Raw genomic sequence first — 24,810 nt, 5'->3', positions numbered from 1 at the left:
AGATGACCGAGACGACCGCCGATCGTGCGTTCGGCAAGTAGATCAGGATGCGGAAGGCCACCGACACTCGTGGCCCTAGTTCGCGGCGAACACGGGGTTTCACCCCCGAAGTGGGGTGATGCCCAGCCGCGTGCGGCGAGTGGGGTCGCCCTCTGAGAAGATCGAGGTTGCGTGCCGCAGTCACTTCTCTGCCGGGCGCGCCAACAGTGAGGGCGGCGACGCGCAGCATGGTCACTGGTGAGCTGAAGTCGAAGGTCGATCGGGTCTGGGATGCGTTCTGGTCGGGCGGCATCGCGAACCCGGTCGAGGTGATCGAGCAGATCACCTACCTGCTCTTCATTCGCCTCCCCACTTGACGAAACCCAATGCTCACCGATCCATAACATGAGGATTCCTTGACGCTGGTCCATGATCCGAGGAGACTTGCCGTCGAGCTGCCCAGTGGTGCAGCGAGATCTTCTGTGAACCGACGTCGGGCAGCGCCTGGGGGTACGACCGCACGGTGAGCGCGGCCGGCCTTCCCGAAGGGAAACGGGAGGTGGAAGACATGGGTCTCAAGCGGATCGCGCTGCTCGGTGCGATCATGACGGCAGCACTGCTGCCGTCGCTCTTCGTGTCGTCGATGGCCAGCGCCGACGGCGGGCACGACAACGGGCCGGATCCGGTGGCCGTATTGCTCGCATCGGGGCTGCAGGGCGCGAGCGGCGCAACGATCGGGCCCGACGGTGCCCTCTACGTGGGTGAGGGCACAACAGGGGTGATCACCCGCGTCGACACCGAAACGGGTGAGAAGTCGACCTTCGCCAGCGGGCTGCCGCCGGCGGTCAATTCCATCGGCGGCGTGATCGACGTCGCGTTCCTCGGAGCGACCGCGTACGCGCTCGTCACCCTCGTCGATCCCGGCGCGGGCGGCACCTCGGTCAGTGGCATCTACCGCATCGACGACGCCGACAGCAACACCGTCGTCGCCGACATCGGCGCTTGGTCGATCGCGAACCCGCCCCCGACGGACTTCTTCGTGCCGAGCGGCGTGCAGTTCGCGATGGAGCCGGTGCCGGGCGGATTCCTCGTCACCGACGGTCATCACAACCGTCTGGTGTTCGCGGCGCTGTCGGGCCAGGTGACGCAGTTGACGCAATTCGAGAACATCGTGCCCACCGGGCTCGACCTCGTGGGGCTGAAGCTGTACATCGCTCAGGCCGGGCCCGTGCCGCACAACCCGGAGGACGGCACGGTCGTCTCGCTCAGCCTCTGGCGGCCAACGCCGCGCGTCGTCGCATCGGGAGCTCCGCTGCTCGTCGACGTGGAGGGCAGCCGGTGCGGCCTCTATGCCCTGGCCCAGGGCGACTACCCTGAGGGCGCCCCCGAGGGTTCGCCCGCGGCGCCCGACACCGGTGCACTCGTGAAGGTCGCTTCAGACGGCACGTTCGACGTGGTCGTCGACGGTCTCGACCGCCCGACCTCGCTCGATCTCACTCGCGACGCTGCCTTCGTCACCGCGCTCGACGGTGAGGTCTGGCGGATCGACGGTGTGTTCTCGGGCGATCACCGCTGGTGGGGCGGATGCCGCGGCCACGGCTGACGGCTCACGCGACCCTGATGATCATGGGAACCCAGCGCCTGAAGCCGGCGCTGGGAACCCTGCGACGATGCCGCTGGGCGGCGCATCCTCGGGGGCGTTGAAGTCCTGACCGACGACATACAGCGTCGGGTCGCCCTCGCGGCTGAGCGTGCATGAGAACGCCCCGCGCCCGAAGCCGACCGTGTCGAGCACCTCGCCGCCCTCCTTCACCCGACGGCAGTGGCTGTTGCCCACGTCGGCGTACCAGACCGCACCCGTAGCATCGATGCAGATGCCGTCGGGGTGGTCGCCTGGGGTCGCAGCCCAGACCCGCCTGCCGGCCAGCGTGCCGTCGTCCGCGATGTCGTACGCCGTCAGCTGCTCGGCGTACGACTCGGCGACGACGAGGGTCGTGCCGTCGGCGGTGATCGCCATCCCATTGGGGAACTGCAGGTCGTCGGCGACCCGCGTGACCCCGCCGTCGGGCGTGGCGAGCACGACGAACCCGGGCCGGGGCTCGCCCTCGGGGAAGTCGAACCCGATGTTGTTGATGTAGGCGTCGCCGCGCCCGTCGACCACGATGTCGTTCCACGGCGTCGTGGCGTGCGTGCTCAGATCGGCCTGCGGCACCAGTGTGCCGTCGCGTTCACGTCGCAGCAGCGCCCTGTCGGCGGATGACACCAGCAGCAGTCGCCCGTCGGTGGTGAAGTCGACACACAGCGGGAACGATGCCACCTCCGCCTCGATCGTTGCGGTGCCGCCCGGCGCGAGGGATACCACCCGTCCGCGCCCCCAATCGGAGACCCACAGCCTGCGGTCGTGCCAGCGCGGCGACTCACCGAACGCGATGCCCTCGAGTACGACGTCCATGCATCGAGGGTAGGAGATGGGCGTGCGTTTCGGCAGGGTTGAAGTTTCGGCAGGGTTGAATGTGACCGGCCGCCCGCGTTCCGCACGCCGATCGACCGCCGGGCGCTCGGCCTCACGGCTCGACGGAGGCCCCGTGCTCGCCGAGCCATTCGAGGAGCACGACCGCGTGGTTGACTTCCCGGTCGCGAGCGCCGTAGAGCAGGGTCACCCGATCGTGCTCGCCGCCGAGCCCGACGAGCGATTTCGCCGCATCGTTCTCATCGAGTTCGGCCCGGTAGCGGGCAGCGAACTCGTCGAATCGCTCGAGATGATGATGCCACTCGGTGCGGAGGTCGGGCGAGGGGGCGACCTCCTTGTCCCACAGGTCGAGTTCGGCGTGCTCCTTCGACACTCCGCGCGGCCAGAGCCGGTCGACGAGCACGCGGTAGCCATCGGATGCTTCTGCGGGCTCGTACACCCGCTTGATGACGAATCCCATGGTGCCAGTCTGGCCCGCGGCATCCGCGATGCCAAGGAAGTGCCGAAGCCCGCTGCTCAGTTGTTCGTGCGACTCCGGAGGCCGACGACGATGAGCGCGATGCCGAGGAGCGCGATGATCGGCCCGAGGATCGCCCACAGCGTGGAGCCCGTCATGGCGCTGCCGCCGATGAGGCCGACCCCCTGGAGGGTGAAGACGACGCCCATGATGACGACGAGCGACCCGATCGCGACGAGCACAGGCTTTCGCATGCGGGCAGCCTCTCGCACCCGAGGCCGAGCCGCAAGCATCGTGACATGATCTGGCTATGCGCGCGATCGTGCTCGACCGGTACGGCCCGCCCGAGCGGGTCATGCATCTCGCCGAACTCCCGGATCCCGTGCCGGGAGCCGGCGAGGTCACCGTGCGGATCGCCGCGGTCTCGCTCAACTCGTGGGATGTCGACCTCGCCACCGGGGCGTTGCTCGTGCGTCTCGAGGCGCCGTTCCGCCCGAAGCGCCGGGTGATCGGCTCGGATGTCTCGGGCACCGTCGTCGCCGTCGGGCCCGGCGTCACTCGCCACAGCGTCGGAGACGCCGTCTTCGGGGAGCTCTCGGCATCGGGCTGGGGCGGCTTCGCCGAGATCGTCTCCGCGCGTGAGGATGCCCTCGTGCCGCGGCCGCCTGCGCTCGACGACCTCACCGCCGCCGCACTTCCCCAGGCCGCGAGCATGGCGTGGCAGGCGCTCGGCGGGGCCGAGGCGGCGGCGCCGAGCGGCTCGCTGCACGGCAGGCGCGTGCTCGTGGTCGGCGCCGGCGGGGGAGTGGGTACCTTCGCGATCCAGCTCGCGAAGCGCGGCGGAGCGCACGTGACCGCCGTCGAGCGAGCGATGTGGAAGCTCGACGCGCTCGCCGATCTCGGGGCCGACGACGTCTCCGCGGGCGTCGTCGATGGCGCCGCATCGCGTCATGCCTTCGACCTCGTGCTCGACGTGATCGGCGCGCTGGTGCCGGCGCAGACGAACGAGTTGCTCGCCGACGGTGGGCGCGCCGCGTACATCGGGGGGAGCCCGCGCCGCATCGCCCAGGTGCTCTTCGCGAGTGCTCGCGCGAATCGCCAGAGCGGGCAGGACCCGCGGAGTCGAGAGGCGGAGCTCGACCGGCACGTCGAACTGCTCGCCGCCGTGCCGAATCGCGACCTCCCCGAGATCGCCGCGCTCGCCGTGACCGGCGAGCTGCGCGCGTTCATCGACGGCCCGCACCCGCTCGAGCAGGTGCCGCAGCAACTCGCGCGCCTGCAGGCGGGCGCGGTGCTCGGCAAGTCGGTGATCGAACTCGGTTGACGAACCGGGCAGGTCTGCCGCGAGGCATCCGCTCTGGTAGAGTATTGAGGTTGCCGTCATGACGGCCGCGCACAAAGAGAGCCCAGGCATTCGGCCACGGGCAGCGCGCAACAAGGAGAAAGGGGATCCCATCTATGGCACTTGAAGCTGATGTCAAGAAGGCGATCATCGAAGAGTACGCGACGCACCCCGGTGACACTGGATCCCCCGAGGTTCAGATCGCGCTCCTCTCGAAGCGAATCAAAGACCTCACCGAGCACCTGAAGGAGCACAAGCACGACCACCACTCGCGTCGTGGCCTGCTTCTCCTCGTCGGTCAGCGTCGTCGTCTGCTCGGCTACCTCGCCGACGTCGACATCAACCGCTACCGCAAGCTCATCGAGCGTCTCGGTCTGCGCCGCTAAGCGTCACGCGCCGCATCCGTGCGGCTGACGCGGCTCTCGTTGAACCGCGAACTTCTTGCGAGGCCCCCGCCCCGCTCTCACGAGCCGGCCGGGGGCTTTCGTCGTTCGCAGGCAGGTCGGCGGGGACGGCTCGGCGGGCCGCGCGCAACTCACGGACGGAGTGAAACGGTCGGCTACTCGCCGCGTGCCCGGTACGCCCGCGCGGCCATGCGATTGCCGCATCGGGTGCTGCAGAAGCGGCGCGACGCGTTCTTCGACAGGTCGACGAAGATGCCGTCGCAGTCGTCAGCCTCGCAGGCACGCAGGCGGTCCATGCCGTCGGCGCGGATGACGTCGACGAACGCCATCGCCGCTTCGACGAGGATGCGCTCGGTGAGCGGGGCGTCCTGCGAGGTCGCATGCACGTGCCAGTCGAGATCGTCGTGTCGCACGAGCCGTGGCAGGGCGTTCGCCTCTTCGAGGATCGAGTTCACCTCGATGACGACGTCGTCGCGATCGAGCCGCCAGAGGGCGCGCAACCGGTCACGCGCGGCGGCGACCTCGGCCACCTCGGCGGCGGTGCCGTCGCGCCGGCCCGAGTACCACCAGGCATCGAGGATCGCGGCCAGTTGCTCGGGTGTCGAGAGTTCGTCGACCCCTGATTCGGATGCCTCGGGCACGGTGTCGGCCAGCGCGGCGACGAAGCTCAGCGCCGAGTTCGTGTCATCGGTGAAAATCATTTGACTCCTGACATTCTTTGGCGGTACTGTCACGAGCATAACGTCGTTCGGTCATGACGTGGCGCTGCATGGGCACGATGGGCACAGCAGCAGACGAAACAGCGAACACGCCGCTGGCGAGAGCAAGGAGACGCGGATGCGCGGTTCGAAGAGCCTGCCGGGCATCGTGATCGGCGTCGCCGCCGGGCTCGCCTTCGGTGCGGGCGGCGTCGTCGTCAAGCCGCTGCTCGAGGCCGGCTGGTCACCGGGAGCGGGCGTCTTCGCCCGCATCAGCGTCGCCGCGATCGCGCTGCTGCTGCCTGGCCTCATCGCCCTGAAGTTCGACCTGCGGCCGCTGTGGCGCGCTCGGTGGACGGTGCTCGCCTACTCGATCATCGCCGTCGTCGGCACCCAGGTCGCCTTCTACGCCTCGATCGCCCTCATCCCTGTCAGCACGACCCTGCTCATCGAGTACCTCGCGCCGGTCGCCCTCGTGCTCGTCGCCTGGGCCCGGCAGCGACGGGCTCCGCAGTTCGTCGTCATCGCGGGCTCGGTGTTCGCGATCACCGGTCTCTACCTCGTGATCGGCCCGGGCGGCGGCGGCCTCGACGTCGTCGGACTGCTGCTTGCGGGCGTCGCCATGGTCGGGGTCTGCGTCTACTACGTGCTCGGCGAGCGAGCGGATGCCTCGGTGCCGCCGATCGCCCTCGCCGCGAGCGGATTCGTGGTGGGAGCCGTCGTGCTCGGCGCTGCGGGCATCACGGGCGTCGTGCCGTTCTCCGCGACCTTCGCCGACGTGCCCTACCTCGGCACGATCGCGCCGTGGTGGGTGCCGGTGCTGACGGTCGGGCTGGTCTCGACGGCGTTCGCATACGTCGCGGGCATCAGCGCGATCCGCCTGCTCGGCACGCGGCTCTCGTCGTTCCTCGGGCTCTCCGAGGTGATCTTCGCCGCGATCATCGCCTGGTTCGTGCTCGGCGAGGCGATCGGGCCGTTGCAGGCGGTGGGCGGGCTCCTCATCCTCGGCGGCATCGTGCTCGTGCGGTTCGAGCGGCCGCGCGATGCCGCAGCAGTGGCGCTCGACATCGATCTCGTGCCGGTGCCGGTCGACGCCAGGGAGTAAGCACGGTGGCCGGCGCCCGCCATGCGCCGTAACACGCGCGGCGACAGGCGTAGCGTCGAAGCATGACCCGCGCCGACTGGACCGAACTCGCAGACACGACCCAGGCGGTGCACGCCGGCAACGCCGTCGACGGCGGCTCGGGGGCGATCCGCACCCCGATCGTCATGGCGAACTCCTATGCGCTGCCCGACGACCCGTCGACGATGAGCTGGTCGGGCACCGAGACGCCGCTCTACACACGCAACTCCGGGGCGAACCAGATCGGGCTGCAGAACAAGCTCGCGGTGCTCGAGCACGGCGAGGACTCCGTCGTGCTCGCGAGCGGTGTCGCGGCGCTGCACGCCGTCTTCTTCACGTTCCTGAGGTCGGGCGACCACGTCATCGTCTCGGATGTCTCGTACGAGGCGACGTTCCGCCTGTTCAACGAGATCCTTCCCGAGAAGTACGGCATCGAGGCCGACTTCGTCGACACGAGCGACCTCGCCGCGGTGCGTGCAGCACTGCGCCCGACCACCCGCCTCGTGCACATCGAGGCGATCGCGAACCCCACGACGAAGGTGACGGATGTCGCGGGCATCGCCGAGATCGCGCACGCGGCCGGCGCCCTGCTCAGCGTCGATTCGACGTTCACCCCGCCACCGTTCTTCCGCCCGCTCGATCACGGCGCCGACTTCTCGGTGCACTCGCTCACGAAGTACATCAACGGCCACGGCGACGCCATGGGCGGGGCGGTCTCGGGTCGCCGCGAACTCGTGGCGCAACTGAAGGCCGACGCCATGGTCGACGTCGGCGGGGTCATCAGCCCGTTCAACGCATGGCTCATCATGCGCGGCTCGGTGACGCTGTCCCTGCGTCTGCGCCAGACGTTCGCGACTGCCCTGCGCGTGGCCGAGGTGCTCGACGGCGACCCGCGCATCGCGTTCGTCGCCTACCCGGGGCTCGCGGGGCATCCGCAGCACGAGCTCGCTGCGACACAGTTCGGCGGCGCGTTCGGCGGTGTGATGTCGTTCGCCGTCGACGGCGGGCCCGAGGTGCAGAACGCCTTCGTCGACGCCTTGCGCATCGTGACCTCGGCGGTCTCGCTCGGGCACGACGAGTCGCTCATCGTGCACGTCGGTACGACGGGACCGCGCGTCGCGTACTACCCCGACGGGTTCAAGACCTTCGGGCACCTGCGCTTCTCGATCGGGCTCGAAGACGCCGACGACCTCATCGCCGACCTGCGGCAGGCGCTCGATGTCGCGGTGGGGCCGCTCGCGAGCTGACGTCGGCGCCGGTGCCTAGACTCGGACCATGCGATTCGGCGTCGTCATCCTCCCGCAGCACGATTGGCCCGACGCGGTGCGCTACTGGCGCGGCGCCGAAGAACTGGGCTTCGACCATGCGTGGACCTACGATCATCTCTCGTGGCGCGGGCTCGCCGGGGAGCGCTGGCACGCCACGGTGCCGACACTCACTGCGGCCGCGATGGTCACCGAGCGCATCGGGCTCGGCACCTTCGTGGCGAGCCCGAACTACCGGCATCCGGTGCCGTTCGCGAAAGACGCCGCGACTCTCGACCAGATCTCGGGCGGTCGCATGCTGCTCGGCGTCGGCTCGGGCGGCACCGGTTTCGACGCCTTCGTGCTCGGCCAGCCCGAGTACACGCCGCGGCAGCGCCTCGAGCGGTTCACCGAGTTCGCCGAGGCGCTCGACGTGCTGCTGCGGTTCGAGCAGCGGGGCTCCGACGGCATCTCGTTCGACGGCGAGTGGTTCGCGGCATCCGGTGCCCGCATGGTGGGCGAGCCCGCGCAGCGCCCGCGCATGCCGCTGCACCTCGCCGCAGAAGGGCCCAGGTCGCTCGCCCTGACGGCGCGGGTCGGCGACGGCTGGGTGACGACCGGCGGCACGATCGACGACACCGACGCCTGGTGGCGGCGCTTGGCCGAGCTGAGCACCCGGCTCGACGAGGCCTGTGCGCGGGAGGGTCGCGACCCGGCGAGCCTCGACCGCATTCTCTCGCTCGACTCCGAGCCCCGATACAGCCTCGAGAGCGCCGCGGCCTTCGAAGACGCCGTCGAGCGCGCATCCGAACTCGGGTTCACCGACGTCGTCGTGCACTGGCCGCGGGAGCACGGCCTCTACGCGGGAGACGAGACCGTGCTCGACGACGTGGCGCAGCTCATGCAGCGCCTGCGCTGAGCATGCGGCTGCCGCGGCCGCGATAGCCTGATTCCCATGCCCGCACCCCGTTCGAAGCCGTTGCTCGCGTGGGAGCCCTTCCCGTTCCTCGTCGTGGTCGTGCTGCTCGTGCTGACCGGGTTCGTGCGACCGGATGCCCCGCCGTGGCTGCTCTGGCCGTTCCTCGTGATTCTCGTCGCCGCCATCACCTGGCTGATCGTCGGCGTGGTGCGCGGCGCACGGAGGTCGAACCCCGACCAGTGGGGAGATCTCGCGACCCTCGACGGGCTCGAACTCCTCGACGCACCGCGCGTCGAGCGCGAGGTGCGCGCGGTCGCTCCCGTCGCCGATGCGCATCGCCACCAGGCGGCGATCGAACTCGCCCGCCTGCAGGGCGGGCCCGAGCAGCCCGCAGTGCTCGTGCCGCGGGCGAGTCGATGGCTCTCTCGGCGCTACCGCATCGGAGTGCAGCTCGTGGGCGGCGACCGCCCGCGTCACGCCGGCTTTCTCAGCGCTGCGGCCGATGGTCGGTGGCGCGAACTGCTCGACGGCCTGCGTGCGAGCGGTCGCTACGTGCGGGTGCCTGCGCTCGTGACCGGCGCCTCACGGCCCTACGGAGTGGAGCTCGATCTCAGCGGCGTCGAGCGCCTGAGCGATGCGGCTCCAGGCGACGCGGGCGACACCGGGTGACGCTGCAGCGGGCTGACGCTGCCGTGCGGCGTGCGCCGGTTCAGACCGAGGCTTCCTGCTCCTGCTCCTGCTTGGCGAGATCGGCGCGCACCTGCACCATGTCGAGCGCCCGCACCTGCGAGATGAGGTCGTCGAGCATCGGCCGGGGGAGTGCGCCGGCCTGGGAGAAGACGCCGATGCCGTCTTTGAAGGCCATGATCGTCGGAATCGACGTGATGTTCATGGCGGCAGCGAGCTGCTGCTGGTCTTCGGTGTCGACCTTGGCGAACGTGAGGTCGGGGTTCGCCTCGGAGGCCGCCTCGTAGTTCGGAGCGAACTGCAGGCACGGGCCGCACCACCCGGCCCAGAAATCGATGAAGACGGTGCCACCCTCGAGGATGGTCTTCTCGAAGGTGTCCAGGGTGAGCGCGACGGTAGCCATGCATTCAGCCTAAGCGTCGATCGCTGTGCGAAGGCTCAGTGCGGTCGTGACGGCTCAGTGCGGTAGTGACAGCTCAGTGCGGTCGATGCGCCGGCGCAACGGTCGCCGCTATCGTGAAGGCGTGGCCGCATTCGGAGGTGCGCTGGGTTCGTTCCGTCGGCGCCGGCCGGAATCCGATGCATTGTCGAATTCCGACGTCGCCGTCGATGCCGCGCCCACTCCGGATGCCGCGCGTCTGGCCGATGCCGTCATCACCGATCTCGATTGGCGGGTTCTTCCCGAGGGCGCCGAACGCTCGGACTTCGCAGCACCGAGCGGAACGCTCGCACGTGTCGCACTCGGTCCGGCATCGGGTCCGCGCGTCGTGCTCGTGCCGGGCGCCACCGGCTCGAAAGAGGACTTCGTGCTCATGCTGCCGCTCCTCGCGAAGGCGGGCTACCGCGTCGAGTCGTTCGACCTCGCCGGGCAGTACGAGTCGTGGCGAGCCGGGCCCTGGAACCTTCGGCCACCGCGGCTGCGCTATGACGAGCGGCTCTTCCTCGACGACCTGCTCGCGGTGCTCGACGACGGCGGCTCGCCCGCGCACGTGCTCGGCTACAGCTTCGCCGGCACCCTCGCCGAACTCGCACTGCTCGAGCGGCCCCAGCGCTTCGCGAGCCTCACCCTGATGAGCGCCCCGCCAGAGCCCGGCCAGGTGTTCCGCAGCATCAAGCGCATCGGTGCGATCAGCGGATTCACCTCACCGCGCCAGGGCGCAGCACTCATGCTGTGGGGCATCCGCAACAACCTCAACCGGGTGCCGCCGGGCCGGCTCGCGTTCGTGCGCGAACGCTTCGCGCTCACCCGGCGTGAGAGCGTCGACGACATCATCGCCCTCATGATGCAGACACCCGACCTGCGGGCGCAGCTGGCCGCGACGACGATTCCGAAGCTCGTGGCCGTCGGGGAGCACGACCTGTGGCCGCGGTGGTTGCACGAACGGTTCGCCGCCGAGATCGGGGCGCGACTGGCGGTGTATCCCGCCGGACACAGCCCATGCGAGACGGCGCCGCACCAGCTCGCGCGCGACATGCTCGCGCTCTTCGCGGAGACCGATCTCACGCCATAGCGTCGAACTGCTGCACCTATGCCGCAGCACCGTCGGGGTCGGGCTCGCCGGAATGAGCGTCGGCCTGCCGGTCTCCCGTTGCCGCCTCCCAGGCCCACACCTGCACGGATCCGCGGCGGCGATCGGCACGTCGTTGCAGCGGCGGCCACTCCCGCGACTCCACGGACATGGTGTGGAACGCCATGCGCACGCGGCGGGCGAGCCCGCCGAAGCTGTCGAACGGGCGTGCCGAGACGCCGACGACGAGCCGGCGGTCGCGCACGACCGTCATGCCGGGCTGCATCCACCACGACAGGTCGAGGTCGTCGTGCAGGTCGGCGCGGTCACGGTGCACGAGATCGCGGAGCATCGCCCACGCGTCGGCCCGCATCGCGTAGTTCGAGCCGAAGATCGGCGGGTGCCCGAGCAACGGGCCGATCACGGTGAAGTAGCCGCCGATGTAGATGTTGCGGGCGATCCATCGCACCAGCGCGTTGCGCCCGTAGAACGTGCCCCCGTTCGTCACGACCGCGGGTCGGTCGGGCCGGCTCATGCGCCGCTCGACCTCGCCGACCCAGTCGGGCGCGGGCACCGAGTCGGCGTCGAGACGGGCGAGCAGATCGCCGGAAGCCGCGTCGAAGCCGGCAGCCGTCGCCGGCCAGATGCCGCGCAGCGGCTCGTGCACCACCCGAGCGCCCGCGGCACGGGCGACGTCGGCCGAGGCATCCGTCGAGCCGTTGTCGACGACGATGATCTCGTCGGGGCGCCGGGTCTGCTTCGCGAGCGCATCGAGGCACACGGTGAGGAAGACCGCGTCGTTCAGGCTCGGAATGACGACCGAAATGGTGCCCATCACGGCGAGTCTAGCCACGGAGCGGTCGTTTCACGCTCGATCCGTGCGTCGTAGCGGTCGATTTGGCATCAGGGCTGTCGGACGGGGGAGTGATCTGCCTATGCTGGCCCCCGTCCGGGGGTCAACGAAGACGAACCGGCACGGAAGGGGAGACGATGTACCCATCTGCAACACGTTCCAGGCGGGCCAAGGTGACCGCGATCGCGACCGTCGCGGCGTTCACCGTGGCGCTGATTCCGGCGGGGGCGGCCGTGGCCGGGCCATCCGCCAAGTGCGACAATCGCAACAACAACACCGCGGCCAAGCTCCTCGAGTGCGTGAGACCGTTCGGCATCATGGCCCACCTCGACAAGCTCCAGCAGATCGCCGACGAGAACGGCGGCAACCGTGCGGCCGGCCTGCCCGGCTACGACGCCAGCGTCGACTACGTGGCTGAGACGCTCGAAGACGCGGGCTGGCAGGTGACGCTCGAGGAGTTCCCTTACACGTACACCGGGCCCGCCTCGCTCGAGCAGTTGACGCCGGTCGCCGCCGTCTACGAGACCGAGTCGTTCACCGGCACCGGTTCGGGAACGGTCGAGGGCACCGTCGTTCCCGTCGATGTCGTGCTCACCGCGCCGTACGACCCCGTGACGAGCGGCTGCGAGGCAGCAGACTTCGTCGGGCTCGACTTCTCGGGCGAGAGCGACATCGCGCTCATCCAGCGCGGCACCTGCGAGTTCGGCGTCAAGGCGAAGAACGCACAGGATGCCGGGGCCGAAGCGGTGATCATCTTCAACCAGGGCAACACGCCCGAACGATCGGGTCTCGTCACGGGAACGCTCATCGGCGAGAATCCCGACCCGCTGCTGATACCGGTGGTCGGTGCGAGCTTCGATCAGGGCGTCGCGCTCGCGGAGACAGGATCGACGGCGAAGGCCTTCGTGCCCGAGCCCGAGGAGCGGCCGCAGACCAACGTGATCGCCGAGCTTCCCGGCAAGAACGACCAGAACGTCGTCATGGCAGGTGCGCACCTCGACTCGGTACAGGCCGGCCCCGGCATCAACGACAACGGGAGCGGTTCGGCCGCGCTGCTGGAGATCGCCGAGAACATCGGCAAACTGAAGCCCCAGAACACGCTTCGGTTCACCTGGTGGGGCGCGGAGGAGTCCGGGCTCCTGGGCTCGGCCGCGTACGTCGCCGGCCTCTCGCAGGCCGAGAAGGATGAGATCGCGCTCTACCTCAACTTCGACATGATCGCGTCGCCGAACTACATGTTCATGATCTACGACAGCGACGAGTCGGGGTACGAGGCGCCAGTGCCGGTGCCCGAGGGGTCGATCGCCATCGAGGACCTCTTCGAGAGCTACTTCACCCTGCTCCACATCCCGTACGACGATGCGGAGTTCTCGGGGCGGAGCGACTACGAGGCCTTCATCCTCAACGGCATTCCGGCAGGCGGCCTGTTCACCGGAGCCGAGGTCGTGAAGACCGAGCAGCAGGCGGCGATCTGGGGCGGCACCGCAGGTGAGCAACTCGACCAGTGCTACCACATCGCGTGCGACACGATCGAGAACATCGACCGTAAAGCGCTGTTGGTGAACACGGGTGCGATCGCGACCGCGGTGCTCACGTACGCGTACTCCACCGAAGACGTCAACGGGGTGAAGGGCAAGAAGCTGCCGTTCAACTTCCTCCCGGATCCGGCCGGCCCGCAGGGCACGGTCGGCGGCGGTGGAGGCCACGAGCACGGCGAGCTCGGCTGACACGAAGACGACTCGGCTGACGCGAAGACGAAGGGCGGGGGCGCCGCGCGGCGCCCCCGCTCTTCGTCGCGCACGCCGGCACCTGCCATTCGGGAATAGTGGAGGTGAGGCATCCGTTCGGTAAAGTACATGCAAAAGCATGTATCACGGAAAGCTCCCACGAGGATGAGCCCAGGAGGCCGCCATGCAGTTCGGAATCTTCACCGTCAGCGACATCACCCAGGACCCGACGACGGGGCGCACGCCGAGCGAGCACGACCGCATCACCGATGTGTTGACGATCGCCCAGCACGCCGAAGAGGTCGGCCTCGACGTCTTCGCCCTCGGCGAGCACCACAACCCGCCATTCTTCTCCTCCTCGCCGAGCACGACCCTCGCCTACATCGCGGCGAAGACCTCGAAGATCGAACTGACGACCTCGACGACGCTCATCACGACGAACGACCCCGTGAAGATCGCCGAAGATTTCGCGATGCTCCAGCACGTGGCCGACGGCCGCGTCGACCTCATGCTCGGCCGCGGCAACACCGGGCCGGTCTACCCGTGGTTCGGCAAGGACATCCGCCAGGGCATCGACCTCGCGCTCGAGAACTACAACCTGCTGCGCCGTCTGTGGCATGAGGACTTCGTCGACTGGGAGGGCCAGTTCCGCACGCCGTTGCAGGGCTTCCAGTCCACGCCGCGCCCGCTCGACGACGTGCCGCCGTTCGTCTGGCACGGCTCGATCCGCAGCCCCGAGATCGCCGAGCAGGCGGCGTACTACGGCGACGGCTTCTTCGCGAACCACATCTTCTGGCCTGCCTCGCACACCCGGCGCATGGTTGGGCTCTACCGTCAGCGCTTCGAGCACTACGGTCACGGCACCGCTGCCCAGGCGATCGTCGGCCTCGGCGGCCAGGTGTTCATGCGCAAGAACTCGCAGGACGCCGTGCGCGAGTTCCGCCCGTACTTCGACAACGCGCCCGTGTACGGGCACGGTCCGAGCCTCGAGGAGTTCACCTCGCAGACCCCCCTCACGGTCGGCAGCCCGCAGGAGGTCATCGACAAGACCCTCGGCTTCCGCGACTACGTCGGCGACTACCAGCGCCAGCTCTTCCTCATGGATCACGCCGGTCTGCCGCTGAAGACCGTGCTCGAGCAGCTCGACCTGCTCGGCTCCGAGGTCGTGCCGGTGCTGCGCCGCGAATTCGCGAAGAACCGCCCCGAGACGGTTCCGGATGCCCCGACGCACGCGTCGCTCGTCGCGCTTCGCAACTCGGTGAAGGTCGAAGGCGGAGCGGATGCCGCGACGAAGGGGGCCGCGTTCGGCGCTGCAACCGTGACAGGGGCCGGAGCATGACCACCCGCGCCCTCGCCGTCGTCTCCGCCGGACTCAGCCAGCCCTCGTCGACCCGCATGCTGGCCGACAAGCTCAGTGGGGCCGCCGTTGCCAGGCTCGCCGAAGACGGCATCGACACGACCGTCGAGACCTTCGAGCTCCGGGATGTCGCGACCGACATCATGAATCACATGCTCACGGGCTTTCCGAGCCCGAAGCTCGAGGCCGTGATCGAGGCCGTCACCGGCGCCGACGGGCTGATCGCCGTCACGCCGATCTTCACGACGAGCTACTCGGGACTCTTCAAGTCGTTCTTCGATGTGATCGACAGCGACGCGCTCGCCGGACTGCCCGTCGTGATCGGCGCCACTGCCGGGCACGCCGCGGCACTCGCTCGCACTCGACTACGCGCTGCGGCCGATGTTCACCTACCTGCACGCCGTCGTCGCACCGACCGGGGTGTTCGCCGCGACCGGTGACTGGGGCGAATCGGCCGACAGCGTGAAGACGCTGCCCGCGCGCATCGAGCGGGCCTCGGGGCGAACTCGCGGCGCTCGTCGCAGCGAGCGACCGCTCAGCGAACATCAGGGATCCCTTCGCCCTCGATCGTCCCTTCGGGCACCTCATCGGCGGTCTCGCCGGCGAGTGACGCTTCGCCTCGGGCACGGCGGTCATCGAGCAGCACGACCACACGGTCGACGACGACGCCGAGCACGATCGCGATCGGAACGGAGATCGCGGCCGCGAGGAGCGGAGAGTCACGCAGGAGGCCGCCCACGATCGAGCCGATCGCGACGTTGAACAACGCCCAGGCCATCCCGGCCGCGGCAGACAGCGGCAGGTAACGCCGGAGCGGAACCCGGCCCGCTCCGGCGGCCAGGTTCACGGCGATGCGGGCGAACGGCACGTAGCGGGCCGTGAACACGAGCAGCGCGGTTCTGCGGTGCACGGCGGTGCGGATCTTCCCGATCGCCGTCGCGGTGCGACCCGTGCGTTGCCAGCGCCACCGATCGAGGCCGACCCGTCGACCGATCAGGTAGCACAGCCCGTCGCCCACGACCGCACCGGCGGCGGCGACGGGCACGAGCTGCCAGAGCTGCGGTGACCCGGTCGATGCCGACAGCGCGCCGAGCGCCACGACGACCGTCTCGCTCGGCAGCACGACGAAGAAGGCATCGCCGACGACGAGCGCGAAGACCGCGGGCAGCAGCCACGGCGAGGCGGCGAGCGAGACGAGCCATGCGTCATCCACTCGCCCGTTCTAGCCCGGCGAGGTGAACAGCGGATGTCTCGGCGCGTGTTTCAGTCGTCGAGCACGAAGGTCACCTCGAGCGTGACCGACCAGGCCGAGACCGTGCCGTCGGCGACGTCGACCTTCTGTTCCTTCACCCAGGCGCCGGTGACGTTGCGCAGGGTCTCCGATGCTCGCGCGACGCCGGTGGCGACCGCGTCGTCGAATCCCTGTTCGGAGCGGACGGTGATCGTGGTGACACGTGCGACGGATGACATGGCATTCCCCCTCGAATGATGTGTGTGCGTACGACCCATCTTGCGCCACGCCCGGGCGGAAAGCGAGACCCGCACGGGCCGCACGGAGCGTCTCGACGACGCGGCGGCGAACAGGAGTCGACGGATCGATGAATCCTCGGTTCCTGCGGGCGATTCCGGGGTGCTCGCTCCCGCGCACCCCTCACGCTGGAGGCGTGAAGGTCGTCCTCCTCGCAGAATCGTTCCTCCCGCACATGAACGGCGTGACGCACTCGCTGCTCCAGGCGCTGCGCCACCTCGAACGCCGGGGGCACGACGCCCTCGTGATCGCCCCGCGCTCGGGGCCGATCGACCACACCCTCTACGGCGCCCGCGCCGTGCTCCTCCCGTCGGTGCCGCTGCCGAGCTACCCCGACGTGCGGGTGACGCTCGCGGGCGCGCACCGGCTCGCCGAGGTGATGCGCGCTCACCGGGCCGACGTCGTGCACCTCGCGTCGCCGTTCGTGCTGGGCTGGCGCGGGGTGCTCGCCGCAGAGTCGCTCGGCATCCCGAGCGTCGCGGTCTACCAGACCGACATCCCGTCATATGCGCAGCGGTACGGGGTGCCCGGCGCGGCGCCCGCCCTCACGAGGCATCTCGGACGCCTGCACCGGCGCGCCACGCTGACCCTCGCACCGTCGTCGTCGGCGGTCGACAAGCTCGAGTCCCTCGGGGTCGACCGGCTGCGGCTGTGGCGGCGCGGTGTCGACACCGAACGCTTCTCGCCGATGCGACGTGACGAGGCGTGGCGCCGCGACATGGCGCCGGGCGGCGAGGTGCTCGTCGGCTACGTCGGCCGCCTCGCGCCCGAGAAGCAGGTCGAGGATCTTCGCGCGATCACGGCCCTGCCCGGCGTGCGGCTCGTCGTGATCGGCGACGGCCCGTCTCGGGCTCTGCTCGAGCGAATGCTGCCCGGCGCCCGCTTCACCGGCTTCCTCGGCGGCGACGAACTGGCACGCGCGATGGCGAGCCTCGACGTCTTCGTGCACCCCGGCGAGAGCGAGACCTTCTGCCAGACCGTGCAGGAGGCGATGGCGAGCGGGGTGCCGGTCGTCGCAACCGGGCGCGGCGGCCCCGTCGACCTCGTGCAGAACAGCACGAACGGGTGGCTCTACCGCCCGGGCGACCTCGACGACCTTCGCGAACGAGTGCGCGACCTCACGGGCGATGACGCGAAGCGCCGGGCATTCGGCGAGCGTGCACGCGACTCGGTCGCCGGCCGGGGGTGGGACCGCCTCGGCGATGAGCTCGTCGGCCACTACGAATCGGCGATCGGGCGCGCGCCCGTCACTGCGACGGACGCCGCAAGGGATGCTTCGGCCCTTTCCGCAACGGATGCCCCGGCGCCCGCGTCGACCGCGCAGAACGCGGGCCCCGCCGCATCCACGCCCGTGGCTTCAGCTTCGGCCCTGGCTCCGGCTCCGGCTCCGCGACGTTGGAGTCGCTACGTCGCCGTGGGAGACTCGCTGACCGAGGGACTCTGCGACACCTCGCGCATGCCGGCAGGGGAGTACCGCGGCTGGGCCGACCGACTCGCGATGCTGATCGCCGTCGGAAGCTCTGCGGGCGAATCGGTCGCGTACGCCAACCTCGCCGTGCGGAGCCGCCGGGTGCGCGACGCGATCGATGTACAACTGCCGAGGGCCGCGGCGCTCGGGGCCGACCTGGTGACGGTGCTCATCGGGGCGAACGACCTCGTCGGGCGCGGCGCCCGGCCGGTGCGCCTCGCCGACGACCTCGGCGAAGCAGTCTCCCGGCTTCGGGCGACCGGATGCGATGTGCTGCTCGTGACCGCGTTCCTGCCGCGCCGGCCGTTGACCCGGCTCTTCCGGCGCCGCTTCCGGGTGTACAACGCGAGGCTTCGTGAGCTCGCCCATGCCACCGGATCGATGCTCCTCGACGTCGATGCCGTTTCCGGGCTCATCGACGACGAGCGTTGGGCGGCGGATCGCGTGCACCTGAACGCCGCCGGGCATCGCGGCATCGCGTACGCCGCAGCCCGGGTGCTGGGCGTGCCCGACGCGAGCGTACTCGGTGAGTTGGACCACGTCATGCACGACCGGGAGGAGGAGTTCGCGCTCACTGCGGTGGGCGACGCCGAATGGCTCCTTCGGCACGCGACGCCGTGGCTGGGACGCCGACTCGTCGGTCGTGCGGCGGGCGACGGTCGGTCGCCGAAGCGCGCCGCGCTGCTGCCGGTCATCGTGTCGGCGACGGATCACCTGTCAGGGAATGCGGCGATCACCGTGGTTCGAGGGTCGGCGCAGGGGGAGTGACGTCGGATCAGCCGCTCTTGCGACGGAACTCGCGCTTGTGGTCGGCCGGGCCCTGCGTGTGCTGCGCGCCGCCCTCGCCATCGAGGTGGGCTTCGCCCTCGCGCTGCTTCGCCGCCCTGTTCTTGCGATCGAGGGCTTCGCGGAACTTGCGCTTCGCCTCGTCGGACGGGCCCTGGTTGGTCTGCTCGTCGGGACTCATGCGTTCGAGTCTGGCATGGATGCCGCGCGCTCGCGGATCCCGCCGGTGTCGCGGGGGGCGCGACATCCGCTGTTCACCGGCCGAAAACGGCCGCTCTGCTACCATTGGGAGAGGTTGCCCGTGCTGTTCGTGTGGGCAACTGTTTGGAGCAGGCCGGCAGGAAGCTGGTCCCCTGTGGTGGATTACCAAACCGGGTTTGGTGGACTTCTACTGGTGGCCAGCGTGAACGCATCGATCGATGCGATTCGTATTGCCTGTTCCTGCTCCTCGGTATGAGTCGCGCCCACACGGGGTGCGACGGTAAACAAAGGAGACGACCTCTTGGAAGGTCCTGAAATCACGTTCGCCGAAGCCGTCATCGACAACGGCAAGTTCGGCACCCGTACCATCCGCTTCGAGACCGGCCGCCTCGCCCAGCAGGCGCAGGGTTCCGCCGCCGCCTACATCGACGAAGAGACCATGCTGCTCTCGGCGACTTCGGTCTCCAAGCAGCCGAAGGAGCACTTCGACTTCTTCCCGCTGACGATCGACGTCGAGGAGCGCATGTACGCCGCGGGGCGCATCCCCGGCTCGTTCTTCCGTCGCGAGGGTCGCCCCTCGACCGAGGCGATCCTCACCTGCCGACTGATCGACCGCCCCCTGCGCCCCTCGTTCGTCGAGGGACTCCGCAACGAGGTGCAGGTCGTCGTCACCGTGCTCGCGATCGAACCCGACGAGCTCTACGACGTGCTCGCCATCAACGCGGCCTCGCTCTCGACGCAGCTCTCCGGCCTCCCCTTCTCGGGCCCGGTAGGCGGCGTGCGCGTGGCACTCATCGACGGCCAGTGGGTCGCCTTCCCGAAGCACTCGCAGCTTGACGACGCCGTGTTCAGCATGGTCGTCGCCGGTCGCGTGGTGACCGAGGCCGACGGCTCGCAAGACGTCGCGATCATGATGATCGAGGCCGAGGCGACCGACAACGCGTGGAACCTCATCCAGGCCGGCGCCGTCAAGCCCGACGAGGCCGTCATCGCGCAGGGCATCGAAGCGTCGAAGCCCTTCATCAAGCAGCTCGTCGAGGCGCAGCAGCAGGTCGCGAAGACCGCGGCGAAGCCCACCGCCGACTACCCGACGTTCCCGCCCTACCAGGCTGAGACGAAGGCCGTCGTCGAGGCGCTCGCGCTCGAGGAGCTCAAGGGCGTCTACCAGATCGCCGGCAAGGTCGAGCGTCAAGACGCCGACGACGCGCTCAAGGCTCGCGTCAAGGAGCAGGTCGCAGCCAAGGTCGAGGCCGGGGAGCTCCCCGAGTCGGCCAATGCCGAGGTCTCCGCGGCGTACAAGTCGGTCACGAAGCACGTCGTGCGTTCTCGCGTGCTCGAAGAGGGGGTGCGCATCGACGGCCGCGGGCTCGCCGACATCCGCCCGCTCGACGCGGAGGTGCAGGTCGTTCCCCGCGTTCACGGCTCGGCCATCTTCCAGCGCGGTGAGACCCAGATCATGGGCATCACGACGCTGAACATGCTGAAGCTCGAGCAGTCGATCGACTCGCTGAGCCCGGTCACCAAGAAGCGTTACATGCACAACTACAACTTCCCGCCCTACTCGACCGGTGAGACCGGTCGCGTCGGGTCGCCGAAGCGTCGCGAGATCGGGCACGGCGCACTCGCCGAGCGCGCGCTCGTGCCGGTGCTGCCCACGCGCGAGGAGTTCCCCTACGCGATCCGTCAGGTATCCGAAGCGCTCGGCTCCAACGGCTCGACGTCGATGGGCTCCGTCTGCGCCTCGACCCTCGCGCTCCTGAACGCGGGCGTGCCGCTGCGCGCACCCGTCGCCGGCATCGCGATGGGCCTCATCTCCGACACCGTGGACGGTGAGACCCGCTACGCAGCGCTCACCGACATCCTCGGCGCCGAAGACGCGCTCGGCGACATGGACTTCAAGGTCGCCGGAACGAGCGAGTTCGTCACCGCGATCCAGCTCGACACGAAGCTCGACGGCATCCCCGCCTCGGTGCTTGCCGGCGCGCTGACGCAGGCGAAAGACGCTCGCACGACGATTCTCGCCGTGCTGAACGCCGCGATCGACGCGCCCGACGAGATGGCTCCGACCGCGCCCCGCGTGATCTCGGTGCAGATCCCCGTCGACAAGATCGGCGAGCTGATCGGCCCGAAGGGCAAGACGATCAACGCGATCCAGGATGAGACCGGCGCCGACATCTCCATCGAGGAGGACGGCACCGTCTACATCGGCGCGACCGACGGCCCCTCGGCCGAGGCCGCACGTGCCCAGGTCAACGCGATCGCGAACCCGACGAACCCCGAGATCGGCGAACAGTTCCTCGGAACCGTCGTGAAGATCGCCGCGTTCGGCGCCTTCATCTCGCTGCTCCCGGGCAAAGACGGGCTGCTGCACATCAGCGAGGTGCGCAAGCTCGCCGGTGGCAAGCGCGTCGAGAGCGTCGACGACGTACTCGGCGTCGGCCAGAAGATTCTCGTCGAGATCACGAAGATCGACGACCGCGGCAAGCTCTCGCTCGCCCCGGTGCTCGCAGAGGAGGCCGACACGAACGGTCGTGACTCGCACAGCACGCACTCCGAGGAGCCCGCCGAGGGCGCCGACGCGTAAGGCGCAGTCAGCACAGCGGATGCCCCGTCGTTCCCACCCCGAGCTTTCGAGGGGAGGGGCCGGCGGGGCATCCGTCGTCTTCGGCGCAGCTCGTGAACGAGCGCCTACATCAGTCCGTACGTCGTCGATCGATACGCCGCGTCGCGGTCGGCCAGGGCTGCCTCGGCAGCGGCCCGTGCCTCGAGGCGACGTTGGAGTCGATCGCGATCGGTACGACGAGTCGCGCGCTGGAGGCCCCAGCTCGCCAGGCTGAGACCGCTGCGAACGGCCCATCCGGCCAGGAGCCCGGTGGTGGGGGAGAGGAGTGCGGTGTTCATCGTCATCCTGTCGGTGCGTCTTCGGTCGGCTCCCCGCGGACGAGCGGGAAGGCGTTGATCTGGATCTGCACCGGGCGCGAACCCGGCGTGGGGGTCTTCTTGTGTGCATCGATGTAGTGCCCCAGCACCACGTCGATGTCGGTGATCAGGCCGTGCAGCTGCTCCGGCGTGAGGCGGAGGTTGATCGTGTCGCTCGTGGCGACGTCGAGCCACTCGTCGCCGAACACCTGGTCGCCCTCTGAGACGAACTCGTGGAAGTTCTGGTCGCGCGATCGGAACCACTCGTCTTCGACGAGCTTCACCGCAAGGCGGTCGGCGCTGCCGGGCGGCAGCGAGCGGGCATCGGGGATCGCGATGGAGCCCGGCGTGCGTTCCCACCACCGTTCGCGGCCCTTGCCCCGCGTCGTGTCTTCACGCACGAGGCCGGTGCGCTCGAGCTGTCGCAGGTGGTAGCTCGTCGATCCGCTCGATTCGCTCAGCCGATCGGCGAGTCCGCTCGCGGTGAGCGGGCCGTATGCCGAGAGTTCGTCATAGATGCGCACGCGCAGCGGGTGGGCGAGCGATTTCAGGCTCGCGCTCGTGATCACGTGATCGATGCCGGGGTGGCGTGAACTACTCGGCTGCGCTTCGAGTTCGTCGGAGTTCGTCATAGTGCAAAGATAGCGCTGCAAAGAAAGCTTTGCAAGAGTTTCGTTGCAAAATATTGTTTGCACGCGGGAATCGGCCGGCGCGGGGCCGCCGTACGCCACATGAAATGGGGGTTGGCGGCCCTCGCGGCGAAGGGGTACTCTCACCGCATGTTGACAAATGCTCACGTTAACGCGCGATTCCTGACGCGCCTCGGCGCTGTCTCCGCCGTCACCGTCGGACTGGTCGTCGGCGTCGCCGCGACGCCGGCGACAGCACTCCCCGAAGCGGCCTCGTCGTACTCGGTGGTGACCGCCGGCACGCACTCGAAGTGGTTCCCCTTGCACCGCAGCTCTGTGGCGCTCGGTGATTCGTACACGGCCGGACAGGGTGCGCCGCCATACGTGCCGGGGCAGTGTCTGCAGAGCAAGTACGCCGGGTACCCGACCATCGCCGCCCTCTTCAGCGTGTATCGGCTGACCGAGAACAGGGCCTGCTCAGGAGCGACGATCGCCGACACCGCGGCGCAACTGACGGTGCCGACTCCGGTCAACGGCAACACGGCGCTCGTCACGCTCACGGTCGGTGCCATCGACGCCGGCTCGAACACGGTCCTGGCTGCATGCGGCCAGTATCCGGATCCCGGCGTACCCCCGTGCTCGACGGCCATCGACCTCGCCACTCAATCGCTTCCGCACGTCGGCGATGAGCTCGCCGTGCTCTACGAGACAATCGCCACGACGCTGCCGAACGCCCGCGTGGCCGTGCTGAACTACCCGCTGTTGTTCAAGCCAGGTGCAGACCCGCTGGGAGACGCCATCAACTCCGTGACCACCCTCCTGAACGAAGAGATCCGAGTCGCGGTGGATGATGCCGTGGCGGCCACCGGCAACCCGAAGATCATGCACGTCGACGTGACGCAGGAGTTCGCCGGGCACGCCATCGGCGACCTCGTGCCGTACATCGCCTACAACCCGGCCGACCTCGCCGCCACTGAGAACTTCCACCCGAATGCGCTCGGCAACGCGCTCGGCTACGCCAGGGCGCTCGCAAGCGACCGGGTGTTCGCCCGTTGACGCTCTCGGAACGGCCTCCGCGGCTCAGGCGCCGCTGATTCGAGCGATCGTCGCGTCGGCGAGGCGATCGGCGCTGCCCGGCGCGCGGCCGAAGTAGAGCATCGGCTCGATGAGTTCCAACTCGAGCACCGCGAGCCGCCCGCCGTAGCGAACGACGTCGAATCGGGCGTAGAGCAACTCGTACGGCAGGCGCGCGAGCATCGCCGCGACGGCTCGTGCATCCGCCGGGTCGGCATCGGTGAGCTCGACCGTTCCGCCGTAGATGCCATGCGCTCGGAAGTCGCCAGTGGCCGGTCGCTTGCGGAGCACATGACTCAGCGAACCGCCGAGGAAGATGAATGAGAGCTCGCCCTCGTCGAGGATCGAGTTCGCGAACGGCTGCACCATCACCTCCGCGTCAGGCGCAGACGCGTCGAGCGTGAGACCGAGCGTCGTGGGGTTCGCCCGCACGACACCCGAGCCGCCGACACCGATGGCGGGCTTCAGCACCAGTTCGTGCCAGCCGGCCTCGGCGATCGACTCCTGGATGCGCGTGGCATCGGCTCCCGTTCCGCGCACGAGCGGAACGATCGGCACACCCAGCCGGTCGAGGTCGTCGAGGTAGCGCTTGTCGGCGTTCCACTGCACGGCTGCAGCGGGGTTGAACAGCATGGCACTCGACCGTTCGATGGCGGCGGCCACGTCGAGGAACTGCGGCAGGCGGTCGACGTAGTCCCAGGTGCTCCGAAGCACGACGGCGTCGTATTCATCCCAGTCGGCGCCGGCGTCGGTCCACGCCACGGGCTCGGCGTCCACGCCGCGCTCGGAGAATGCGTCGATGAGCCGGCGGTCGTCGTCGAACAGGGAGTCCGCATCGGGGATCTCCCACGTCACGAAACGGGGAAGCCGTTCGCAGCGGAGCACCGCGACGCGCATCGGGCTCACATCCGTTCGAGCAGCGGCCCGAGCCGAAACGGGATGAGCTCGCCCATCGCCAGCGAGGTCTCGGTGCGCTCGACCCCGTCGATCGCGAGAATCTCTCCGTCGATGCGGAAGAGGTCGTGTGCATCGCGGCAGACCACCCGCACGAGCAGGTCGACCGACCCCGAGAGCCCGTGCGCCTGGATCACCTCGGGAATGCGCGCGATCTCGTCGACGACCTGGCCGAGCAGCTTCTGGCGCACGTGCACGGAGATGAACGCCTCGATCGGATACCCGAGCGGCGCCGGGTCCATGCTGCGTTCGAATGAGAGGAATGCGCCGGATGCCTCGAGGCGCGTCATGCGCGCCTGCACGGTGTTGCGCGAGAGGCCGAGGCGATCGGCCAGGGCCACAACGGTCGCTCGCGGGTCGGGCGCGAGCGCCGTGAGCAGCGCCCTGTCGACAGCGTCGTAGCCGGTCATAATGCCAGACGATAGCACGGCAGCGCTCGCTCTGACTATGCAACTTGCTCAATGCAACTCGACCCGGTTGAGC

At 69.1% G+C, this 24,810-nt stretch carries 27 protein-coding genes and 1 pseudogene; 15 read left to right on the top strand and 13 right to left on the bottom strand.

Annotation, left to right across the window (positions count from 1 at the left end; genetic code table 11):
• Positions 1-227: 227 nt before the first annotated feature.
• Positions 228-356, top strand: coding sequence for a type I restriction-modification system subunit M N-terminal domain-containing protein (locus FHG54_RS16825; RefSeq protein ID WP_232331432.1), 129 nt, complete (start codon positions 228-230; stop codon positions 354-356).
• A gap of 191 nt (positions 357-547) precedes the next feature.
• Positions 548-1,582: a ScyD/ScyE family protein gene (locus FHG54_RS11910; protein WP_139417465.1), complete on the top strand. Its 1,035-nt coding sequence runs from the start codon at positions 548-550 to the stop codon at positions 1,580-1,582.
• A 21-nt stretch (positions 1,583-1,603) separates the two neighbouring features.
• Here FHG54_RS11910 and FHG54_RS11905 read toward each other — a convergent pair whose 3' ends face one another.
• From FHG54_RS11905 to FHG54_RS11895, 3 genes are all read right to left on the bottom strand, one after another.
• Positions 1,604-2,431, bottom strand: coding sequence for an SMP-30/gluconolactonase/LRE family protein (locus FHG54_RS11905; RefSeq protein WP_139417464.1), 828 nt, complete (start codon positions 2,429-2,431; stop codon positions 1,604-1,606).
• Between the two features lie 112 nt (positions 2,432-2,543).
• Positions 2,544-2,909 (bottom strand): DUF488 domain-containing protein, encoded by a 366-nt coding sequence (locus FHG54_RS11900; RefSeq protein WP_139417463.1) that lies wholly within the window; start codon positions 2,907-2,909, stop codon positions 2,544-2,546.
• A 56-nt stretch (positions 2,910-2,965) separates the two neighbouring features.
• Positions 2,966-3,160, bottom strand: coding sequence for a hypothetical protein (locus FHG54_RS11895; protein WP_139417462.1), 195 nt, complete (start codon positions 3,158-3,160; stop codon positions 2,966-2,968).
• Positions 3,161-3,216: 56 nt separating this feature from the next.
• Here FHG54_RS11895 and FHG54_RS11890 point away from each other — a divergent pair, with 56 nt between their 5' ends.
• Together FHG54_RS11890 and rpsO are read left to right on the top strand one after the other, a co-directional pair.
• Positions 3,217-4,230, top strand: coding sequence for an NAD(P)-dependent alcohol dehydrogenase (locus tag FHG54_RS11890; protein WP_139417461.1), 1,014 nt, complete (start codon positions 3,217-3,219; stop codon positions 4,228-4,230).
• Positions 4,231-4,364: 134 nt separating this feature from the next.
• Positions 4,365-4,634 (top strand): 30S ribosomal protein S15, encoded by a 270-nt coding sequence (gene rpsO, locus FHG54_RS11885; RefSeq protein WP_139417460.1) that lies wholly within the window; start codon positions 4,365-4,367, stop codon positions 4,632-4,634.
• Between the two features lie 173 nt (positions 4,635-4,807).
• Here rpsO and FHG54_RS11880 read toward each other — a convergent pair whose 3' ends face one another.
• Positions 4,808-5,353: a CGNR zinc finger domain-containing protein gene (locus tag FHG54_RS11880; RefSeq protein WP_139417459.1), complete on the bottom strand. Its 546-nt coding sequence runs from the start codon at positions 5,351-5,353 to the stop codon at positions 4,808-4,810.
• A 136-nt stretch (positions 5,354-5,489) separates the two neighbouring features.
• Between FHG54_RS11880 and FHG54_RS11875 the strand changes: the two genes are divergently transcribed.
• The 4 genes from FHG54_RS11875 to FHG54_RS11860 all read left to right on the top strand — a co-directional run bounded on the left by FHG54_RS11875 (position 5,490) and on the right by FHG54_RS11860 (position 9,305).
• Positions 5,490-6,455 (top strand): EamA family transporter, encoded by a 966-nt coding sequence (locus FHG54_RS11875; RefSeq protein ID WP_139417458.1) that lies wholly within the window; start codon positions 5,490-5,492, stop codon positions 6,453-6,455.
• 62 nt (positions 6,456-6,517) lie between these two features.
• Positions 6,518-7,720 carry a trans-sulfuration enzyme family protein gene (locus tag FHG54_RS11870; protein ID WP_139417457.1) on the top strand — a complete coding sequence of 401 codons (1,203 nt, stop codon included), beginning with the start codon at positions 6,518-6,520 and terminating at the stop codon, positions 7,718-7,720.
• Between the two features lie 28 nt (positions 7,721-7,748).
• Positions 7,749-8,636 carry an LLM class flavin-dependent oxidoreductase gene (locus FHG54_RS11865; RefSeq protein ID WP_139417456.1) on the top strand — a complete coding sequence of 296 codons (888 nt, stop codon included), beginning with the start codon at positions 7,749-7,751 and terminating at the stop codon, positions 8,634-8,636.
• 36 nt (positions 8,637-8,672) lie between these two features.
• Positions 8,673-9,305 (top strand): hypothetical protein, encoded by a 633-nt coding sequence (locus tag FHG54_RS11860; RefSeq protein WP_139417455.1) that lies wholly within the window; start codon positions 8,673-8,675, stop codon positions 9,303-9,305.
• A gap of 40 nt (positions 9,306-9,345) precedes the next feature.
• On the opposite strand, the gene FHG54_RS11855 is transcribed toward FHG54_RS11860, so the two are convergent.
• Positions 9,346-9,726, bottom strand: a complete 381-nt coding sequence (locus FHG54_RS11855; RefSeq protein ID WP_139417454.1) for a thioredoxin family protein — start codon at positions 9,724-9,726, stop codon at positions 9,346-9,348.
• Between the two features lie 181 nt (positions 9,727-9,907).
• On the opposite strand from FHG54_RS11855, the gene FHG54_RS11850 reads away from it, so the two are divergent.
• On the top strand, positions 9,908-10,834 hold the full coding sequence (locus FHG54_RS11850) for an alpha/beta fold hydrolase (RefSeq protein WP_415858817.1): 927 nt from the start codon (positions 9,908-9,910) through the stop codon (positions 10,832-10,834).
• Between the two features lie 16 nt (positions 10,835-10,850).
• On the opposite strand, the gene FHG54_RS11845 is transcribed toward FHG54_RS11850, so the two are convergent.
• On the bottom strand, positions 10,851-11,666 hold the full coding sequence (locus FHG54_RS11845; protein WP_139417452.1) for a glycosyltransferase family 2 protein: 816 nt from the start codon (positions 11,664-11,666) through the stop codon (positions 10,851-10,853).
• Positions 11,667-11,857: 191 nt separating this feature from the next.
• On the opposite strand from FHG54_RS11845, the gene FHG54_RS11840 reads away from it, so the two are divergent.
• The 3 genes and pseudogenes from FHG54_RS11840 to FHG54_RS11830 all read left to right on the top strand — a co-directional run bounded on the left by FHG54_RS11840 (position 11,858) and on the right by FHG54_RS11830 (position 15,378).
• Positions 11,858-13,411, top strand: coding sequence for a M28 family metallopeptidase (locus tag FHG54_RS11840; protein ID WP_232331431.1), 1,554 nt, complete (start codon positions 11,858-11,860; stop codon positions 13,409-13,411).
• Between the two features lie 184 nt (positions 13,412-13,595).
• Complete coding sequence (locus tag FHG54_RS11835) at positions 13,596-14,750, top strand: LLM class flavin-dependent oxidoreductase (RefSeq protein ID WP_139417450.1); 1,155 nt, start codon at positions 13,596-13,598, stop codon at positions 14,748-14,750.
• Positions 14,747-15,378, top strand: a pseudogene (locus FHG54_RS11830) (FMN reductase). Before FHG54_RS11835 ends, FHG54_RS11830 begins: the two are co-directional and overlap by 4 nt.
• Here the strand turns inward: FHG54_RS11830 and FHG54_RS11825 are convergent.
• Together FHG54_RS11825 and FHG54_RS11820 are read right to left on the bottom strand one after the other, a co-directional pair.
• Entirely contained in the window at positions 15,304-15,981 is a 678-nt protein-coding gene (locus tag FHG54_RS11825) for a DedA family protein (RefSeq protein ID WP_139417449.1), read from the bottom strand. The pseudogene FHG54_RS11830 and the gene FHG54_RS11825 overlap by 75 nt on opposite strands.
• A gap of 50 nt (positions 15,982-16,031) precedes the next feature.
• The gene (locus tag FHG54_RS11820) at positions 16,032-16,238 is read right to left on the bottom strand and encodes a dodecin family protein (RefSeq protein ID WP_139417448.1); all 207 of its coding nucleotides are present in this window, start codon (positions 16,236-16,238) and stop codon (positions 16,032-16,034) included.
• Between the two features lie 194 nt (positions 16,239-16,432).
• Here FHG54_RS11820 and FHG54_RS11815 point away from each other — a divergent pair, with 194 nt between their 5' ends.
• Positions 16,433-18,532: a glycosyltransferase gene (locus FHG54_RS11815; protein ID WP_139417447.1), complete on the top strand. Its 2,100-nt coding sequence runs from the start codon at positions 16,433-16,435 to the stop codon at positions 18,530-18,532.
• A 7-nt stretch (positions 18,533-18,539) separates the two neighbouring features.
• Here FHG54_RS11815 and FHG54_RS11810 read toward each other — a convergent pair whose 3' ends face one another.
• Entirely contained in the window at positions 18,540-18,731 is a 192-nt protein-coding gene (locus FHG54_RS11810; protein ID WP_139417446.1) for a DUF5302 domain-containing protein, read from the bottom strand.
• A 321-nt stretch (positions 18,732-19,052) separates the two neighbouring features.
• Between FHG54_RS11810 and FHG54_RS11805 the strand changes: the two genes are divergently transcribed.
• Complete coding sequence (locus FHG54_RS11805; protein WP_139417445.1) at positions 19,053-21,335, top strand: polyribonucleotide nucleotidyltransferase; 2,283 nt, start codon at positions 19,053-19,055, stop codon at positions 21,333-21,335.
• Positions 21,336-21,439: 104 nt separating this feature from the next.
• Here FHG54_RS11805 and FHG54_RS11800 read toward each other — a convergent pair whose 3' ends face one another.
• Both FHG54_RS11800 and FHG54_RS11795 read right to left on the bottom strand, forming a co-directional pair.
• Positions 21,440-21,652, bottom strand: a complete 213-nt coding sequence (locus FHG54_RS11800; RefSeq protein ID WP_139417444.1) for a hypothetical protein — start codon at positions 21,650-21,652, stop codon at positions 21,440-21,442.
• Between the two features lie 2 nt (positions 21,653-21,654).
• Entirely contained in the window at positions 21,655-22,302 is a 648-nt protein-coding gene (locus tag FHG54_RS11795) for an ArsR/SmtB family transcription factor (protein WP_139417443.1), read from the bottom strand.
• 147 nt (positions 22,303-22,449) lie between these two features.
• Here FHG54_RS11795 and FHG54_RS11790 point away from each other — a divergent pair, with 147 nt between their 5' ends.
• Entirely contained in the window at positions 22,450-23,355 is a 906-nt protein-coding gene (locus FHG54_RS11790; protein WP_168197166.1) for an SGNH/GDSL hydrolase family protein, read from the top strand.
• 24 nt (positions 23,356-23,379) lie between these two features.
• Here FHG54_RS11790 and FHG54_RS11785 read toward each other — a convergent pair whose 3' ends face one another.
• Positions 23,380-24,270, bottom strand: coding sequence for an ATP-grasp domain-containing protein (locus FHG54_RS11785; protein WP_139417441.1), 891 nt, complete (start codon positions 24,268-24,270; stop codon positions 23,380-23,382).
• Between the two features lie 5 nt (positions 24,271-24,275).
• Entirely contained in the window at positions 24,276-24,737 is a 462-nt protein-coding gene (locus FHG54_RS11780; protein WP_139417440.1) for an Lrp/AsnC family transcriptional regulator, read from the bottom strand.
• Between the last annotated feature and the right edge of the window lie 73 nt (positions 24,738-24,810).

The sequence above is a fragment of the Agromyces laixinhei genome (assembly GCF_006337065.1).
GTDB lineage: Bacteria > Actinomycetota > Actinomycetes > Actinomycetales > Microbacteriaceae > Agromyces > Agromyces laixinhei.
This window is presented reverse-complemented; position numbering and strand designations above follow the sequence as displayed.

Bases quoted from the DNA above. Each gene is read 5' to 3' on its own strand.
- FHG54_RS16825 (WP_232331432.1), top strand. From the start codon at position 228: ATGGTCACTGGTGAGCTGAAGTCGAAGGTCGATCGGGTCTGGGATGCG.
- FHG54_RS11910 (WP_139417465.1), top strand. From the start codon at position 548: ATGGGTCTCAAGCGGATCGCGCTGCTCGGTGCGATCATGACGGCAGCA.
- FHG54_RS11905 (WP_139417464.1), bottom strand. From the start codon at position 2,431: ATGGACGTCGTACTCGAGGGCATCGCGTTCGGTGAGTCGCCGCGCTGG.
- FHG54_RS11900 (WP_139417463.1), bottom strand. From the start codon at position 2,909: ATGGGATTCGTCATCAAGCGGGTGTACGAGCCCGCAGAAGCATCCGAT.
- FHG54_RS11895 (WP_139417462.1), bottom strand. From the start codon at position 3,160: ATGCGAAAGCCTGTGCTCGTCGCGATCGGGTCGCTCGTCGTCATCATG.
- FHG54_RS11890 (WP_139417461.1), top strand. From the start codon at position 3,217: ATGCGCGCGATCGTGCTCGACCGGTACGGCCCGCCCGAGCGGGTCATG.
- rpsO (WP_139417460.1), top strand. From the start codon at position 4,365: ATGGCACTTGAAGCTGATGTCAAGAAGGCGATCATCGAAGAGTACGCG.
- FHG54_RS11880 (WP_139417459.1), bottom strand. From the start codon at position 5,353: ATGATTTTCACCGATGACACGAACTCGGCGCTGAGCTTCGTCGCCGCG.
- FHG54_RS11875 (WP_139417458.1), top strand. From the start codon at position 5,490: ATGCGCGGTTCGAAGAGCCTGCCGGGCATCGTGATCGGCGTCGCCGCC.
- FHG54_RS11870 (WP_139417457.1), top strand. From the start codon at position 6,518: ATGACCCGCGCCGACTGGACCGAACTCGCAGACACGACCCAGGCGGTG.
- FHG54_RS11865 (WP_139417456.1), top strand. From the start codon at position 7,749: ATGCGATTCGGCGTCGTCATCCTCCCGCAGCACGATTGGCCCGACGCG.
- FHG54_RS11860 (WP_139417455.1), top strand. From the start codon at position 8,673: ATGCCCGCACCCCGTTCGAAGCCGTTGCTCGCGTGGGAGCCCTTCCCG.
- FHG54_RS11855 (WP_139417454.1), bottom strand. From the start codon at position 9,726: ATGGCTACCGTCGCGCTCACCCTGGACACCTTCGAGAAGACCATCCTC.
- FHG54_RS11845 (WP_139417452.1), bottom strand. From the start codon at position 11,666: ATGGGCACCATTTCGGTCGTCATTCCGAGCCTGAACGACGCGGTCTTC.
- FHG54_RS11835 (WP_139417450.1), top strand. From the start codon at position 13,596: ATGCAGTTCGGAATCTTCACCGTCAGCGACATCACCCAGGACCCGACG.
- FHG54_RS11820 (WP_139417448.1), bottom strand. From the start codon at position 16,238: ATGTCATCCGTCGCACGTGTCACCACGATCACCGTCCGCTCCGAACAG.
- FHG54_RS11810 (WP_139417446.1), bottom strand. From the start codon at position 18,731: ATGAGTCCCGACGAGCAGACCAACCAGGGCCCGTCCGACGAGGCGAAG.
- FHG54_RS11800 (WP_139417444.1), bottom strand. From the start codon at position 21,652: ATGAACACCGCACTCCTCTCCCCCACCACCGGGCTCCTGGCCGGATGG.
- FHG54_RS11795 (WP_139417443.1), bottom strand. From the start codon at position 22,302: ATGACGAACTCCGACGAACTCGAAGCGCAGCCGAGTAGTTCACGCCAC.
- FHG54_RS11790 (WP_168197166.1), top strand. From the start codon at position 22,450: ATGTTGACAAATGCTCACGTTAACGCGCGATTCCTGACGCGCCTCGGC.
- FHG54_RS11785 (WP_139417441.1), bottom strand. From the start codon at position 24,270: ATGCGCGTCGCGGTGCTCCGCTGCGAACGGCTTCCCCGTTTCGTGACG.
- FHG54_RS11780 (WP_139417440.1), bottom strand. From the start codon at position 24,737: ATGACCGGCTACGACGCTGTCGACAGGGCGCTGCTCACGGCGCTCGCG.